The sequence below is a fragment of the Bradyrhizobium sp. G127 genome, assembly GCF_021502575.1.
Lineage (GTDB): Bacteria > Pseudomonadota > Alphaproteobacteria > Rhizobiales > Xanthobacteraceae > Afipia.
In genome coordinates, this window is sequence record NZ_JAKFGN010000001.1 from 1538626 (window position 1) to 1552961 (window position 14336).

Annotated in this window: 12 protein-coding genes; 6 read left to right on the forward strand and 6 right to left on the reverse strand. The window is 63.0% G+C overall.

The window, feature by feature from the left end; all coding sequences use genetic code 11:
* Window positions 1–14: 14 nt before the first annotated feature.
* Window positions 15–800: a L,D-transpeptidase gene (locus tag LVY71_RS07440; protein WP_235099165.1), complete on the reverse strand. Its 786-nt coding sequence runs from the start codon at window positions 798–800 to the stop codon at window positions 15–17.
* 213 nt (window positions 801–1013) lie between these two features.
* On the opposite strand from LVY71_RS07440, the gene LVY71_RS07445 reads away from it, so the two are divergent.
* Together LVY71_RS07445 and LVY71_RS07450 are read left to right on the forward strand one after the other, a co-directional pair.
* Window positions 1014–1319 (forward strand): hypothetical protein, encoded by a 306-nt coding sequence (locus tag LVY71_RS07445; RefSeq protein ID WP_235099166.1) that lies wholly within the window; start codon window positions 1014–1016, stop codon window positions 1317–1319.
* A gap of 291 nt (window positions 1320–1610) precedes the next feature.
* A complete protein-coding gene (locus LVY71_RS07450; protein WP_235100044.1) occupies window positions 1611–1904 on the forward strand; it encodes a hypothetical protein in 294 nt (97 codons plus the stop codon).
* A 57-nt stretch (window positions 1905–1961) separates the two neighbouring features.
* On the opposite strand, the gene LVY71_RS07455 is transcribed toward LVY71_RS07450, so the two are convergent.
* From LVY71_RS07455 to LVY71_RS07465, 3 genes are all read right to left on the reverse strand, one after another.
* Complete coding sequence (locus tag LVY71_RS07455; RefSeq protein ID WP_235099167.1) at window positions 1962–2723, reverse strand: ABC transporter permease; 762 nt, start codon at window positions 2721–2723, stop codon at window positions 1962–1964.
* A complete protein-coding gene (locus LVY71_RS07460) occupies window positions 2723–3640 on the reverse strand; it encodes an ABC transporter ATP-binding protein (protein WP_235099168.1) in 918 nt (305 codons plus the stop codon). Before LVY71_RS07460 ends, LVY71_RS07455 begins: the two co-directional genes overlap by 1 nt.
* Window positions 3641–3784: 144 nt before the next feature.
* Window positions 3785–6247, reverse strand: a complete 2463-nt coding sequence (locus LVY71_RS07465) for an ATP-dependent helicase (protein ID WP_235099169.1) — start codon at window positions 6245–6247, stop codon at window positions 3785–3787.
* Window positions 6248–6532: 285 nt separating this feature from the next.
* On the opposite strand from LVY71_RS07465, the gene LVY71_RS07470 reads away from it, so the two are divergent.
* Window positions 6533–6706 (forward strand): DUF1328 domain-containing protein, encoded by a 174-nt coding sequence (locus LVY71_RS07470; RefSeq protein ID WP_235099170.1) that lies wholly within the window; start codon window positions 6533–6535, stop codon window positions 6704–6706.
* A 50-nt stretch (window positions 6707–6756) separates the two neighbouring features.
* Here LVY71_RS07470 and LVY71_RS07475 read toward each other — a convergent pair whose 3' ends face one another.
* Window positions 6757–7275 (reverse strand): thioesterase family protein, encoded by a 519-nt coding sequence (locus tag LVY71_RS07475; RefSeq protein WP_502797541.1) that lies wholly within the window; start codon window positions 7273–7275, stop codon window positions 6757–6759.
* Window positions 7276–7372: 97 nt separating this feature from the next.
* On the opposite strand from LVY71_RS07475, the gene LVY71_RS07480 reads away from it, so the two are divergent.
* Window positions 7373–8788: an FAD-binding oxidoreductase gene (locus LVY71_RS07480; RefSeq protein WP_235099171.1), complete on the forward strand. Its 1416-nt coding sequence runs from the start codon at window positions 7373–7375 to the stop codon at window positions 8786–8788.
* On the forward strand, window positions 8785–9609 hold the full coding sequence (locus tag LVY71_RS07485) for a 2-keto-4-pentenoate hydratase (RefSeq protein WP_235099172.1): 825 nt from the start codon (window positions 8785–8787) through the stop codon (window positions 9607–9609). Before LVY71_RS07480 ends, LVY71_RS07485 begins: the two co-directional genes overlap by 4 nt.
* A gap of 3 nt (window positions 9610–9612) precedes the next feature.
* On the opposite strand, the gene LVY71_RS07490 is transcribed toward LVY71_RS07485, so the two are convergent.
* Window positions 9613–10473 (reverse strand): class I SAM-dependent methyltransferase, encoded by an 861-nt coding sequence (locus tag LVY71_RS07490; RefSeq protein ID WP_235099173.1) that lies wholly within the window; start codon window positions 10471–10473, stop codon window positions 9613–9615.
* A gap of 171 nt (window positions 10474–10644) precedes the next feature.
* Here LVY71_RS07490 and LVY71_RS07495 point away from each other — a divergent pair, with 171 nt between their 5' ends.
* Window positions 10645–14289: an AsmA family protein gene (locus tag LVY71_RS07495; RefSeq protein WP_235099174.1), complete on the forward strand. Its 3645-nt coding sequence runs from the start codon at window positions 10645–10647 to the stop codon at window positions 14287–14289.
* Window positions 14290–14336: the final 47 nt, after the last annotated feature.

Genomic DNA, 14336 nt, shown 5'->3' on the forward strand with positions numbered 1-14336 from the left:
GTTCGTCCGTTCACTCAATCTGCGTAGTAATAATACCCGCCGCGAGGGTTGGCGTAGCGAGGCCGCTGATAGCGCGCGTCCTGCTCGTAAGAGCCGTCTTGCGCGTACCCTTGATAATATCCGCCCTGTGATTGATAGATGCGGCGCTGCATTGGGCCCGCGTCGCTGGGACCATAGTAGGCCTGATCCTGCGGATAGGACGGATCGCGATACAAGCGATCAGGCGAAACCTGACGTGCGCGGGTGTTGGCGTTGATGTCTTCGCTGTACACGCCTTGCTGGCCTGGCGCGATCTGTACCGGCTGGCCCATGCCGTCGTTGCCGCGCGCGGTGGCGACATTGGTGCGGGTCCTGGGATTGCGCGCCAGCGCGACCTGCGACGATCCCGTCAGCGTGACCGTGGTGTTGAGCAGGCCCTCGGTCTTGACCAGATCCCACAGCTTCAGGGCATTGGCGCGCGACAGACGCACGCAGCCGTGGGAGGCCGGGCTGCCGAGACGGCTGACCGCGTCGGTGCCGTGAATGGCATGGCCCTGCTTGGTGAAGAAAATGGCATTCGGCATCGGCGCATCATCGAATTCCTTCGAGTAATGGTCCTCCTCCATGCGGAAGGTCTTGAAGCTGCCGTTAGGTGTTTCGTGCGAGGGATTGCCGCTGGAGACAGGCCACGTGTAGCGCGTGGCGCCGTTCACCGCGACCGTCATCTGCTGGGTGTTCTTGTCGACCAGAATAGAAACGGCGGCCTGCGCGCTGCCTGTCAGCAGCAACAGCCCGGTAACCGAAATCAGGATCGCACGCATTACTCGCCTCGTATCTGCCCCGCTCGAAACCCAATAAAGCATGGATAACGGCTTTTTTAACAGTGTCTTCGTCTTAAGGTTGACGGCGGCGGCCATACGGTTTCGTGAACGGTCTCTCCTTGCCGCAGGTTTTCGCCAAACTTGACGCAACCATTTCGTGCTGAGAGCGTTATGTAGCGGGTGCATATTGCGGCCCGTTTGGAGACTATCAACATGAAGACGGAAGCCTTGTTCATATTCACGCCGGCATACCGGCGCTTCACGTTCGCAGCCGCAGCGCTGGCAATTCTCGCATTGCCGATCGCGGCGCATGCGCAGGGCGTCATTCGGGGTATGGAAGGCGGTGCAAACGAGGGCGTTCGCAAGGGCAACCGCGCGGCAGGCCCAGTGGGCGGCGCCGTCGGTGGCGCGGTAGGTGCAGGCGTCGGTGGTATCGTGGGCGGCGTGAATGGTGTACTCGGCATCGATAACCGGCGGAGCTACCGTCACCGCCACTATCGGCACAAGCGTCATCGCTGACAGCGCGGATCTGGTCTGCTGAGATTCACTGAATGGCGTATCCTTGTGGGATGCGCCATTTTTCTTACTGGCAATTTCGAACTACGAGGCCGTTGTCGCTTCCGAGTCAATTTAATAAAAACACTCAAGTGCCCTGCACGCCTGCATTGTATTTTTCCGGAACCTGACGCAACCTGCAATCTGCTGATTTGCTTCGAGGCAGGGCCGGATTCGGCCGGGCAGGGAGGTTTCAAGATGAAAATCGATAATTCGGGCGTATCCATTACGCACTGGCGGCAATCGTTTTTCGCGATGGGGACGCTCGCTCTTGCCGTGTTTCCCGTGACGGCCGGCGCGCAGCAGGATCCTATTAACGGCGCCATCGGCGGCGCGGCGCAGGGGACCTATGAAGGCAAGACGGCGGCCGGGCCGGTCGGTGGACTTGTGGGTGGAGCGCTTGGCGCAGGTGTGGGCGCTGTCGCCGGGACACTCAATGTGATCGGTAACGGCGTGAGCCAGGCGGTGCAGCCGATGGCCGTGCCACCGCCGCCCGGTGATGGGCCTCGCGGTTCTTACGACAGCAATGGAAACTGGCGGCCGAACTGAACGGATCAAGGGACTCAAGCCAACACGCCCCGCCTGCGGGGCGTGTTTTGTTTGGGCTCAGGTCTTTAGCCGGTAGCCGGTCCTGAAGATCCACCACACGATGATCATGCACAGCGCGAGAAAGCCCAGCGTCATGCCGAGGCTGAGGCCCACGCTGACGTCGGCAATCTCGAAGAAGCTCCAGCGGAAGCCGCTGACCAGATAAACCACCGGGTTGAACAGCGTCACCGTTTGCCAGAATGGCGGCAGCATGTGGATCGAATAGAAGCTGCCACCGAGGAAAGTCAACGGCGTGATCACCAGTAGCGGGATCACCTGCAACTTCTCGAATCCGTCGGCCCAGATGCCGATAATGAATCCGAACAGGCTGAAGGTCACCGAGGTCAACACAAGGAACGTGATCATCATAAACGGATGGGCGATCTTCAGCGGCACGAACAATGCCGCCGTGGCGAGGATGATGAGGCCGAGGATGATCGACTTGGTCGCCGCAGCGCCGACATAGCCCACCACGGCTTCGAACGACGAGACCGGCGCAGAGAGCAATTCGTAGACGGTACCGGTGAATTTGGGGAAATAGATCGCGAATGACGCGTTGGCGATGCTTTGCGTCAGCAGCGACAGCATGATGAGACCCGGAACGATGAACGTGCCGTAGCTCACGCCATCAATCTCGGTGATGCGGGAGCCGATCGCCGAGCCGAACACCACAAAATAAAGCGACGTCGAGATTACGGGAGAGACGACGCTTTGCAGCAGCGTGCGAAAGGTGCGCGCCATTTCGAATTTATAGATCGCGCGAATGGCATAGAGATTCATTATTGGTGCACCAGACTGACGAATATTTCCTCGAGCGAGCTTTGCGTGGTGTTGAGATCGTTGAAGCGGACGTCGGCCGCGCTGAGGTCGTTGAGCAGCGCCGTGATGCCGGTGCGGTCGCCCTTGGTGTCGTAGGTGTAGGTCAGTTCCTCGCCTTCGGCTGACAGTTCGAGATGATGCGCGGCGAGCGAGGCGGGAATGGCGGAGAGCCTGTCCTGCAAATGCAGTTTGAGCTGTTTGCGGCCAAGCTTCTGCATCAGCTTGGCCTTGTCCTCGACCAGCACGATCTCGCCCTTGTTGATTACGCCGACGCGGTCGGCCATCTCCTCGGCTTCCTCGATGTAATGCGTGGTGAGGATGATCGTGACGCCGGCGTCGCGCAGGTCGCGCACGACCTCCCACATGGCCTTGCGCAACTCGACGTCGACACCTGCAGTGGGCTCATCCAGGAACAGGATTTGCGGCTCGTGCGCCAGGGCCTTGGCGATCATCACGCGGCGCTTCATGCCGCCGGAGAGCGTGATGATCTGGCTCTTGCGCTTGTCCCATAGCGATAGTTCCCTGAGCACCTTCTCGATATGCGCAGGATTGCTCGGCTTGCCGAACAGGCCGCGGCTGAAGGTTGCCGTTGACCACGGGCTTTCGAACGCATCCGTGTGCAGTTCCTGCGGCACCAGTCCGATCAGCGAGCGCGCGGCGCGGTAATCCCTGACGATGTCATGACCGTCCACGGTCACCGTGCCTTCGCTCGCCATGACAAGACCGCAGATCGTGCCGATCAGCGTGGTCTTGCCCGCGCCGTTCGGGCCGAGCAGCGCAAAAATCTCGCCGCGTCGAATATCGAGATTGATATTCTTCAGAGCGGTGAAGCCTGATGCGTAGGTCTTCGAGAGATTGGATACGGAGATGATGGGCATGGGGGCAATCTGTCGAGGCGGGAGCATGACATAGGCGCGCGAGAGGCACGGCGCAATACATAATGCCTCTCGGGTGGCCGGCCCGCGTATCGAAATTTCTATTGCGAGGGGTTCAAATTTGTCATGCGGCGATGGCCGCGCCCACTACGCACGCGTCACGAAGCTGTCGACCACCTTCTTCTCGCCGGCTTTTTCAAAGGCAATGGTCAGCTTGTTGCCGTCGACCTTGGCGACATGGCCGTAGCCGAATTTCTGGTGGAACACGCGGTCGCCGAGCGAGAATTCCGAATTGGCGCCGGTGGATTTGGCGATCAGCTCGCCTTCAATCACCGTCGCCTTGCGGCTGAAGCTGCCGCGCGAACTGGAATTGTAGCGTGCGCCGGTCTCGTCGAAGCCGCCGCCGCCGTTGCGTGCGCGGTTGGCTTGCGCGCGTTGCCAGCCTGGAGTCGAATAGCTTGATCCGAACGTTTCGACATTGTCGAACCGCGATGCGCCGTAGCCGCCTGCGCCCCCCCAGCCGGAGCCGCCCTTACTCTCGGTGATCTCGACATTCTGCGACGGAAGTTCGTCAAGGAAGCGCGACGGAATGGTGGTGGACCACGAGCCATGGATGCGGCGGTTGGTGGCGAAATAAATCTTCGCGCGCTTGCGCGCGCGCGTGATGCCGACATGGGCGAGGCGGCGTTCTTCCTCCAGTCCCGCGCGGCCTTGCTCGTCAAGCGCGCGTTGATGCGGAAATAGCCCTTCCTCCCAACCGGGCAGGAACACGTTGTCGAATTCCAGCCCCTTGGCGGAATGCAGCGTCATCAATGACACCGCGTCGGCATCCGCGCCGTTCTCGCGATCCATCACCAGCGAGATATGTTCGAGGAAACCCTGAAGATTTTCGAACTCCTCCATCGAGCGGACGAGTTCTTTCAGGTTTTCGAGGCGGCCGGCGGCATCGGCGGAGCGATCCTTCTGCCACATCTCGGTGTATCCGGACTCATCCAGCACGATCTCGGCAAGCTGGGTGTGCGAAACGACGTCACGCTGCGCACGCCAGCGGTCGAAATTGGTCATCACGTCGCGCAGGCTGCCCCGCGCCTTCGGCTTCATCTCGTCGGTCTCGATCACCTGACGCGCGGCCTCCGTAAGTGGAATGCGGCGCTTGCGACCGATGTCGTGCAACAGTTGCACGGTGGCATCGCCAAGCCCGCGCTTCGGCACATTGACGATACGCTCGAAGGCAAGGTCGTCGGCCGGCGAATTAATGACGCGGAGGTAAGCCAGCGCGTCGCGGATTTCCGCTCGTTCATAGAATCTTGGACCGCCGATCACGCGATAGGGCAGTCCCAGCGTCACGAAGCGGTCTTCAAACTCGCGCATCTGGAACGAGGCGCGCACAAGTATGGCGATCTCGTTCAGCTTCTGGCCGGAGCGCTGAAGCTGCTCGATCTCCTCGCCGATGCCGCGGGCTTCCTCTTCGGAGTCCCACGAGCCAGTGACGGTCACCTTCTCGCCATCGATGTCTTCGGTGCGCAGCGTTTTGCCGAGGCGGCCCTCGTTATGGGCGATCAGATGCGAGGCCGCGGCGAGGATGTGGCCGGTAGAGCGGTAGTTGCGCTCCAGCCGGATCACCTTCGCGCCGGGGAAGTCGTGATCGAAGCGCAGGATGTTGTCGACTTCGGCGCCGCGCCACCCGTAGATCGACTGGTCGTCGTCTCCGACGCAGCAGATGTTTTTCGGCGCGGCAAGGGAGGCGACAGCGGACACCTCGCGTTCGCCGTTCGCGGGAAGTGGCGTCGGAGAGGAGGGTGCCTGCGCCAAGAGCCGTAGCCAGAGATACTGTGCGACGTTAGTGTCCTGATATTCGTCGACCAGAATATATTTGAAGCGCTGCTGATATTGCCGCAGCACGTCCGGGTGTTCGCGGAATAGCCGGATGTTCTCCAGCAGCAGGTCGCCGAAGTCGGCGGCGTTGAGAATTTTCAGCCGCTCCTGATAGGTGGCATAGAGCTTACCGCCCTTGCCATTGCCGAACACAGCAGCTTCGCCGGACGGCACCTGCGGCGGCGTCAGCCCGCGATTCTTCCAGCCGTCGATCAGCCCGGCCAGCATCCGCGCCGGCCAGCGCTTGTCGTCGATCCCTTCCGCTTGCAGCAGTTGCTTGAGCAGGCGGATCTGGTCGTCGGTGTCGAGCACAGTGAAGTTGGATTTCAACTGCACCAGTTCGGCGTGGAATCGCAGGATGCGGCCGCCGATGGAATGGAAGGTGCCGAGCCACGGCATGCCTTCGACCGCCTGGCCCAGCATCTGGCCAAGGCGATGCTTCATCTCGCGCGCCGCCTTGTTGGTAAAGGTGACGGATAGAATTTCGTGCGGTCTCGCACGCCCGGTCGAAAGAATATGAGCGATGCGCGAAGTCAGCACCCGTGTCTTGCCCGTGCCCGCGCCAGCGAGCACCAGAACCGGGCCGTCGAGGGTTTCCACCGCATCGCGCTGCTCGGGATTGAGAGCGGTCAGGTATTGCGGAGCCGCCGACGCACGTGCACGCGCCGCAATTCCGCCAGCGACAGGCTGATGGATCGGCACATCAAGGGACGGCAGCTTGTTCGGTTCGGTCATGCGATTCGTCTTTGCGGCCACGATGACACCGTGACGGCTCAAAGGGGAGGGCTTCATATCAGGATATCGGGACATATAGGCACGATTGGGTCGCCGGCACAGCCTTGTTTCGGGAGATCGGCCTATCCGCGGGCGGCAGGAAATGACGTATTTGTTCCAAGGGAGACACCATTTTCGGGGGCTTTCTGTCTGCTCAACGCCGGAACTCCGGTCCCCTTTGCGGATTGGTTTCCCAGTCAGAGCGCGCCGGCCGCGCGCTCGGGAAACTAAACGCAGGAGCGTGTCATGCTGAGTTGGGTGGTTACATTTCTAATTATCGCGCTGGTCGCGGCTCTTCTTGGCTTCGGCGGCATCGCGGGTGCGTCGATTGAAATCGCCAAGATCGTGTTCTTCGTCGCCCTTGTGCTGTTTCTGATCTCCGCCGTGGTCGGTCTGGCCCGGGGACGAGGGAACGTCTGACGCATAAGCCGAACTGAAGGAGCGGGCTCGTGCCCGCTCCTTTTTGAATCCTATTTCTTCTCCGGCATCGCGATCCGCCGGCCGACGCCATCGGGCCGTGCAACCGCACCATGCGCGGCCACCACGTCCCGGATGCGCGCGGCAATGTCGGGGGGGAACGGCGCGGTTTTCCGTGCCGTCATGTCGACGTGCAGCGTCATGTTTTCCGAGGTGGCCGAAATCCAGCCCTCGGTTGCGTGGCGCAATTCCTCGAAGGTATGAATGCGCTTGTCGTCGGCGGCGAGCAGATAGACCGACACCTGCACCGGATCGCCGAGATGCACCTCGCGCAGATAGCGCACATGGCATTCGGCGGTGAAGGTCGAGCCGTTGCGCTCTTTCATGTAGTCGGGGCCGATGCCGAGTTCGAGCCACATCTGGTCGATACCGCGGTCGAACAGCACGTTGTAATAGGCCATGTTGAGATGGCCGTTATAGTCGATCCATTGCGGCTCGATCTGCATCTCGGTGGTCAGAAATGGCGCGGCGATATGTTGCGGCGCATTGTTTTGATGATGCATCATTGTCATGGATCAACTTCCGGGTTCGTGGCGGCACTTTCGCTTGACCCGCTATATATCCTTTGCCACGGTCCGCGCCACAACAGCATCATTGAGGTGAGCGGCCGTGGCCTTTTCCAACGCAGCTTTAACACGTCCGGCGCCGACCGCCGTCTCGAGCGCCATCGAGGCACTCGCCGCGCGGTTCGGCAACAATCTCATCACCTCGCAGGCAGTGCGCGATCAGCACGCCCATACCACCACCTGGCTGCCGCCACAGCCGCCGGACGCCGTGGTGATGGCGCAGACGACGAAGGATATTCAGGACGTGGTGCGGATCTGCGCCAGGCATTGCGTTCCGGTGATCCCGTTCGGCACCGGCACCTCGCTGGAAGGGCAGGTCAACGCACCGGCCGGCGGCATCTGCATCGACCTGCGCGAAATGAACAGCATCCTCGCCGTCCATGCCGACGATCTCGATTGCGTCATCGAGCCGGGCGTCACCCGCAAGGCGCTCAACGAACATCTGCGCGATCAGGGCCTGTTCTTTCCCATCGATCCTGGCGCGGACGCGTCCATCGGCGGCATGGCGGCCACCCGCGCATCCGGCACCAACGCGGTGCGCTACGGCACCATGCGCGACAATGTGCTGGCGCTGAAAGTCGTTCGCGCCGACGGCGAGATCATCACCACTGGTACGCGGGCCAAGAAGTCCGCAGCGGGCTACGATCTTACTCATCTGTTCATTGGAGCCGAAGGCACCCTCGGCATCATCTCCGAAATCACGTTGAAACTGCGCGGCATTCCGCAGAGCATTGCCGCGGCGTCGTGTTCATTCGGCACGGTCGAGGGCGCTTGCAACGCCACCATTCTCGCGATCCAGACCGGGATTCCAGTGGCGCGCATCGAACTGCTGAACGCCGCGCAGGTGAAGGCCTGCAACGCCTACTCCAAGCTGTCGCTGCCGGAGACGCCGCTGTTGCTGCTGGAATTCCACGGCACCGAGGCCGATGTCGCAGAGCAGTCGAAGATGTTTGCCGACATCGCCAGGGAATGTGGCGGCGGCGCGTTCGAATGGACCACGCGGCAGGAGGACCGCACACGGCTGTGGCAGGCTCGGCACGATGCCTACTGGGCGGTGCGCGGGCTTCGTCCCGGCGCGCAGGCGGTGGCGACCGATGTTTGTGTGCCGATCTCGCGGCTGGCGGAATGCGTGGTCGAAACCGAGAAGGATCTGGAGACGGTCGGACTTTTGTCCCCGATTGTTGGCCATGTGGGCGACGGCAATTTCCATTGCTCGATGCTGGTCGATGTCAACGATCCCGACGAAATGCGGCGCGCGGACGAATTCCTGCATCGGCTTGTGGAACGTGCGCAGGCGATGGGCGGCACCTGTACCGGCGAACACGGCATCGGGCAGGGCAAGCAGCAATATCTTGAGACCGAGCTTGGGCCGGAGGCGGTGCAGGCGATGCGCGCGCTTAAAGTTGCGCTCGATCCGCACAACATTCTAAACCCCGGCAAGATCCTGCCGCCGGCATGAGCGAGACTGTCGCTATTGATTCCGACAAGATCGCCAGCGAGGCGGTATCCGTGCTCGGCAAGAACGGACAGCAGATCGCGCCGTTCTCGTCGCGCGATCCGGCTTTCGGTCTGAATGAAGCTTACCGGGTGACGCCGGTGGTGCGGCATCTGCGCGAGGGGCGCGGCGAAAAGGTGGTGGGCCGCAAGATCGGTTTCACCAACCGTACCATCTGGCAGCAATATGGCGTCTATGGTCCGATCTGGGGCTATGTCTACGACAGCACCGTGCGCGATCTGAGCGACATATCGGTTCCGGTGTCGCTAGCTACGTTCGCCGAGCCGCGCATCGAGCCGGAAATCGTGTTCGGCCTGTCCGTTGCGCCGGAAGCCGGCATGGACGAGCGCGCGTTGCTCTCCTGCATCGGTTGGGTCGCCCACGGCTACGAGATCGTGCAGTCGATCTTTCCGGACTGGAAGTTCACGCCATCCGACACCGTGGCCGCGTTCGGATTGCACGGCGCGTTGTTGATCGGCGAGCGGCATCAGGTCGGCGACGACCCCGCGAAATGGCTGAACGCGCTGTCGGACTTCGAGATCATGCTGCGCAGCGGCGATGTGATCGAGCGCGGCCACGCCCGCGATGTGCTCGACGGTCCGCTCTCGGCGCTGAAGCATCTCGTGAACTTACTGGCGCAGGACGAGGACAATCCGCCGATCGCGGCAGGCGAGATCATCACTACCGGAACGCTGACGAAAGCGATGCCGGTCAGGCCCGGCGAACGCTGGACCACCGAACTGACCGGGATCCCGCTCGGCGGTATCGATATTCGCTTCGGGTGATGATCAGTACTTCTTCCGGAAGCTGTAACGCATCAGGCTGACCATGCCGCCGCGAAAGCCTGCGGCCGACATGCGCAGGTAGCGGCGGAATTCATCGGTGTTCGTCTTGCCGACCAGCGCAACGGCCTTGTCGTAGTTGGCGAGCAGGTTCTTTTCCCACATCACCAGCGTCTGATAGTAGTGATCCGCATCGTTGCGTGCGGCGATCAGGCTGAACAGGCCTTCGGCCGCCGCGATCGGCTCCCATTCCAGCGGAAGATCGCTTTCCGGAAAAGTTTTGTCCAGCAGTGGCTGGACCTTGGTCCGCTCGGAATAGGCGATGGTTTGCAGCGACAATTTCCCGCCGATGGCCAGCACGCGGTCGCAATAAGCGAAGAACGTGCGGTAGGCGTCGAGTTTGACGGCTGGGTCGAGACCCTTCTGCACGAAATGTTCAAATGCGCCGATGGAGACGATGGCATCATAGCGGCGCTCGGGCTTGTGGTCGCGCCAGTCCTGCTCCAGCACCTCGATTTTCGGATTGGGCGTCCTGCGGATCCATTGCGCCTGCGACGGGCTGAGCGTCAGCCCAACCGCATGCGCGACGCCGGCATGATCGACCAGCCGCCGCAGCATCGCGCCCCAGCCGCAGCCGATATCGAGAACCCGCGCCGCATTTGCCGCGCCGGCGGCTCTGATATGATCGTCGAGTTTCCGGCGCTGGGCCGCTGCCAGATCATCGCCGGGCTCGAACTGCGCACAAGAGTAAACCATCTCCGGGTCGAGCACGAGCTGGAAGAAATCGTTGCCCATGTCGTAATGCGACATGATGGCTTCGGGCGAAGCGCCGGTTCGGTCCGCTGACTGCGCAGTTTTCTCGGACATCGCGCCCTTTTGTTTGCAGGGTTGTGAACAGGGTCCGTTAAACTTAGTATTCGAAGCAGCCGATCGGTTCAATATTCGCGTCGTCCGGTGCATGCGGTGGTCGCGGCGGACTTTTGTCGTGCGTCATGGCGGCCGGCTCAGGATAGGCCGATCCCTCGCTGAGGAAAAACCTTGCAGACCACGCTGCTCGGACTGGCCATTGCCTTCATTCTTGCGCTGATCGCAGCGCTGGTCGGGCCGTATTTCGTCGACTGGAACCAGTTTCGTCCGCAATTCGAGGCGGAGGCCTCCCGCATTATCGGTGCGCCGGTGCGCGTCGGTGGAAAGCTCGACGCGCTGCTGCTGCCGACCCCGACGCTGCGGCTGCGGTCCATCGCCATCGGGGGCGACAGCGACCCCGCCAAAGTCCGCGCCGACAAGCTCGATGTCGAGTTCAATCTCGGCGCGCTGATGCGCGGCGAATGGCGTGCCAGCGTGCTGTCGCTGGACGGCTTCGCGCTTGATCTTGGGCTGGACAAGGAGGGCCGTTTTGAATGGCCGGTCGCGCCGGGACGCTTCAATCTCGGATCGCTGGCCGTCGACCGGATGAATATCGCGGGGCGCGTGGCGCTGCACGACGCATCCAGCGACGCGACGCTGCGGGCCGACGATCTGACATTCAGCGGGGACGTGCGCGGCGTGGCGGGCAGCCTGCGCGGAGAAGGCTCGTTCCTCCTGCTCGGCGCGCGGACGCCGTTCCGCGTGTCGTCGGGTCAAACAAATGACGGCAAGGGCACGCGGGTGCGCGTCGTGGCCGATCCGGGCGAGCGGCCGCTGTCGGCCGATCTCGACGGCGTGCTGACGTTCGACAACTCCGTGCCGAAGTTCGAGGGCGGGTTGACGCTGGCGCGGCCGGCCGATGCAAAAGCATCAGAGCCGGGATTGCCGTGGCGGCTGGCGTCGCGGCTGAAAGCCGGGCCGTCATCCGCGACATTCGAACAGATCGAGGCGGTCTATGGTCCAGAGGACAACGCGCTGCGGCTGACCGGTGGCGGCGATATGCGGTTCGGCGCCTCGCCGCTGTTGCATCTTACCCTGTCCGCGCGGCAACTCGATGCGGACCGCCTGCTCGCGAAAGATGCTGCGAATTCCGAGCCGCTGCGGCTGCTTCCGGCGCTGCGCGCCCTGATCACGTCGCTGCCTGCGCTGCCGCTTGCGGCGCAGATCGAACTCGGGGTGGAGCAGGTCGCGCTTGGCGGCCGGCCGTTGCAAAACATCGCTCTCGATCTGCGCGGCGACGACAGGGCGTGGACCGTCGTGAAATTCGAGATGCGTGCGCCCGGTACGACGCGTGTCACGGCCAGCGGCTTGCTTGCGCCGCCGGGACCGTCCGCGCGCTTTATAGGCCCGGTCAACATCGAGTCTGCTGATCCCGATGCACTGGCGGCATGGTTGCAGGGACGCAGCGACGTCACCTGGCGCAACCAGAAGCCGTTGCGTTTGCGCGGTGACGCCACCGTCGCGGCGGATCACATCGCCCTCGACGGTGTAACGGCCGACGTCAATGGCGGTGCGATGGAAGGCCGACTTGCGCTGCTGACGATCAACGGCAAGACCCGCTTCGAAGCGGCGTTGAAGGCGGCCGCACTTGATCTCGATGCGGCGTCCTCGCTGGTTACGGTGCTGGCCGGGCCGCAATCCGCATGGCCAGACGAAGCGCAGGTGTCGCTCGATGCCGGAAGCGCCGTGCTTGCGGGGCAGACGGTTCGCCCCGCGGCCGTCAGTCTGAGTTACGGCCCGAAGACAATCGCACTCGATCGCATCCAGATGGGCGATGCGGGCAGCGGCCTCGCGATCAGCGGCACGGGATCGTTCGATCGGACGGAGAGCGCGGGCAAGCTTGCACTGACGGCGGCAGCACCGTCGCTCGCGCAGATCGGCAGTTTCGTTGCGCCGTTCGCGCCCACGGTCGCGGAGCGGCTGACTGTGGTTGCGAAAGAACCCGGCGCCGCCCGCATGCAACTCTCCGCCGACATCGGCAAGGCCAGGGATCGCTCCGGCCGCACCGACGCCCGCGCCGTGCTCGACATCGATGCGCCGCAACTCAGGGGCGCGATCAAGCTGACCGCGACGCCAAACATTGACATTGCGCGCGGGTTTGATCCCGCGGTGTTGCGCGGCACCGACTTTGGCATCGAGAGCAGGCTGACGGCTAACCAGACCGCGACCGTGCTGGCCTCAATCGGTCTCGACCGCATCGTCTCCGCGGGCGAGGGACCGGCGCAATTCGAGTCATCGGTCACCGGCGTTTGGGGTTCGCCGCTGCAACTGAAAGCGAAGCTGATTGGCGCCGGCGTTGATGGCGATGTTCAAGGTATCGGCAATCCGTGGGCGGATCAGCCGACGGCGGCGCTGACTGTCGCGGTGCGCCGCGCAGATCTGGCGGCGCTATTCGACCTCAAGCCGTCGAGCGTGCCGTCGCTAAACGTCGCGCTGTCGTCACGCCTCGGCGTGACGGGCAACACGTTCTCGTTCGACGATCTCGACGCCACGGTGGGGGGATCGCGTGTGCGCGGGCGGATCATCCTGACGCGCGGCGACGAGGCTGGCATCGACGGCGAGATCGGCATGGACACCCTCGATCTTGGCAGCGTGACGAGCCTTGCATTCGGCGCGGCAGGGCACGACACATCAGCGCCGCTTGGCAAAGGCTGGTTGCGCGGCTGGCGCGGACGGCTGGCGTTTCAGGCCCTGAGCGCGGCGCTGCCGGGCGGCGGCGAGTTGCGTCCTATCAGCGGCGCAATCAAGGGCGACGGCCAATCGCTGGTGCTGGAGAACGCCACGGCCGGCATCGGCGGCGGTGACGCCTCGCTGAATCTTGACGCCCGGCAAGGAGCGGACCGGGGCACGTCGTTCAACGCGCGGCTGCAATTGTCCGGTGTCGATGGCAATGCGCTGCATTATCGCAGCTTCGCGATGCCCACCAGCAAGGTCGCGCTGCAAATGACGCTCGCAGGGCAGGGCCGCAGCGCCGCCGGATTGACCGGTGCATTGTCGGGCGCGGGCACGCTAACGCTGACGGACGCGCGCATCGCAGGACTGGACACGCGCGCGTTCGAAGCGGGGATTCGTGCCAGCGATGGCGGGCAGGCGACCGACGATCTCAAACTGAAGGAGATTGTCGAGCCCGTGCTGGCCGCCGGGGTATTGGCGGTGCCGTCGGCGCAAATTCCCTTCACCGTCAAGGATGGCCGGTTGCGGATCGAGGCGGCGACTCTCGAATCCGAACGCGCCCGCGTCGCGATTGCCGGTGGCTACGATCTGCTCGCGGATCAGGCCGACCTTCGCGCGGTAATGTCGCCGATCAACACCAGACCGATCAGCGGACGCCCGGAAATCCGCGTCGACCTGAATGGATCTCCGGATGGGCTGGCGCATACGGTCGACGTCGCGGCACTGTCGTCGTGGCTTGCGATGCGTGCGATCGATCGTGAAACGCGGCGGCTCGATCAGCTCGAACGCGGTGTTTCACCTGGGCCGGAGTCCGACAATCTGTGGGATGAGGTGCTGCCGAAGGGCGATCCGCTTCCACCGGCGGAAGTCAAAATGCCTAATCGTGATCCGAGGCGGAAGAACTCAGGCGCGAAGATCATTCAGCCGCGCCCATCGGTCGTGCCGCAGGCCGCCGCTCCGCAAAGTCCGCCGTCTGATCCACCCACCGGCAATGTACGGGTGCAGCCGCTGCCGCCGCCGATCAACATCAAGCCCGCGCCCGGCGTGTTACAGGCGCCTAGACCGCGTTCGGCTGCGCCGCCGCCGGCGTCGCGGACGTTTTGATTTATGATGGTCTGATTATTTCGAGAGTGCCGCTCAGCCACGTTGAG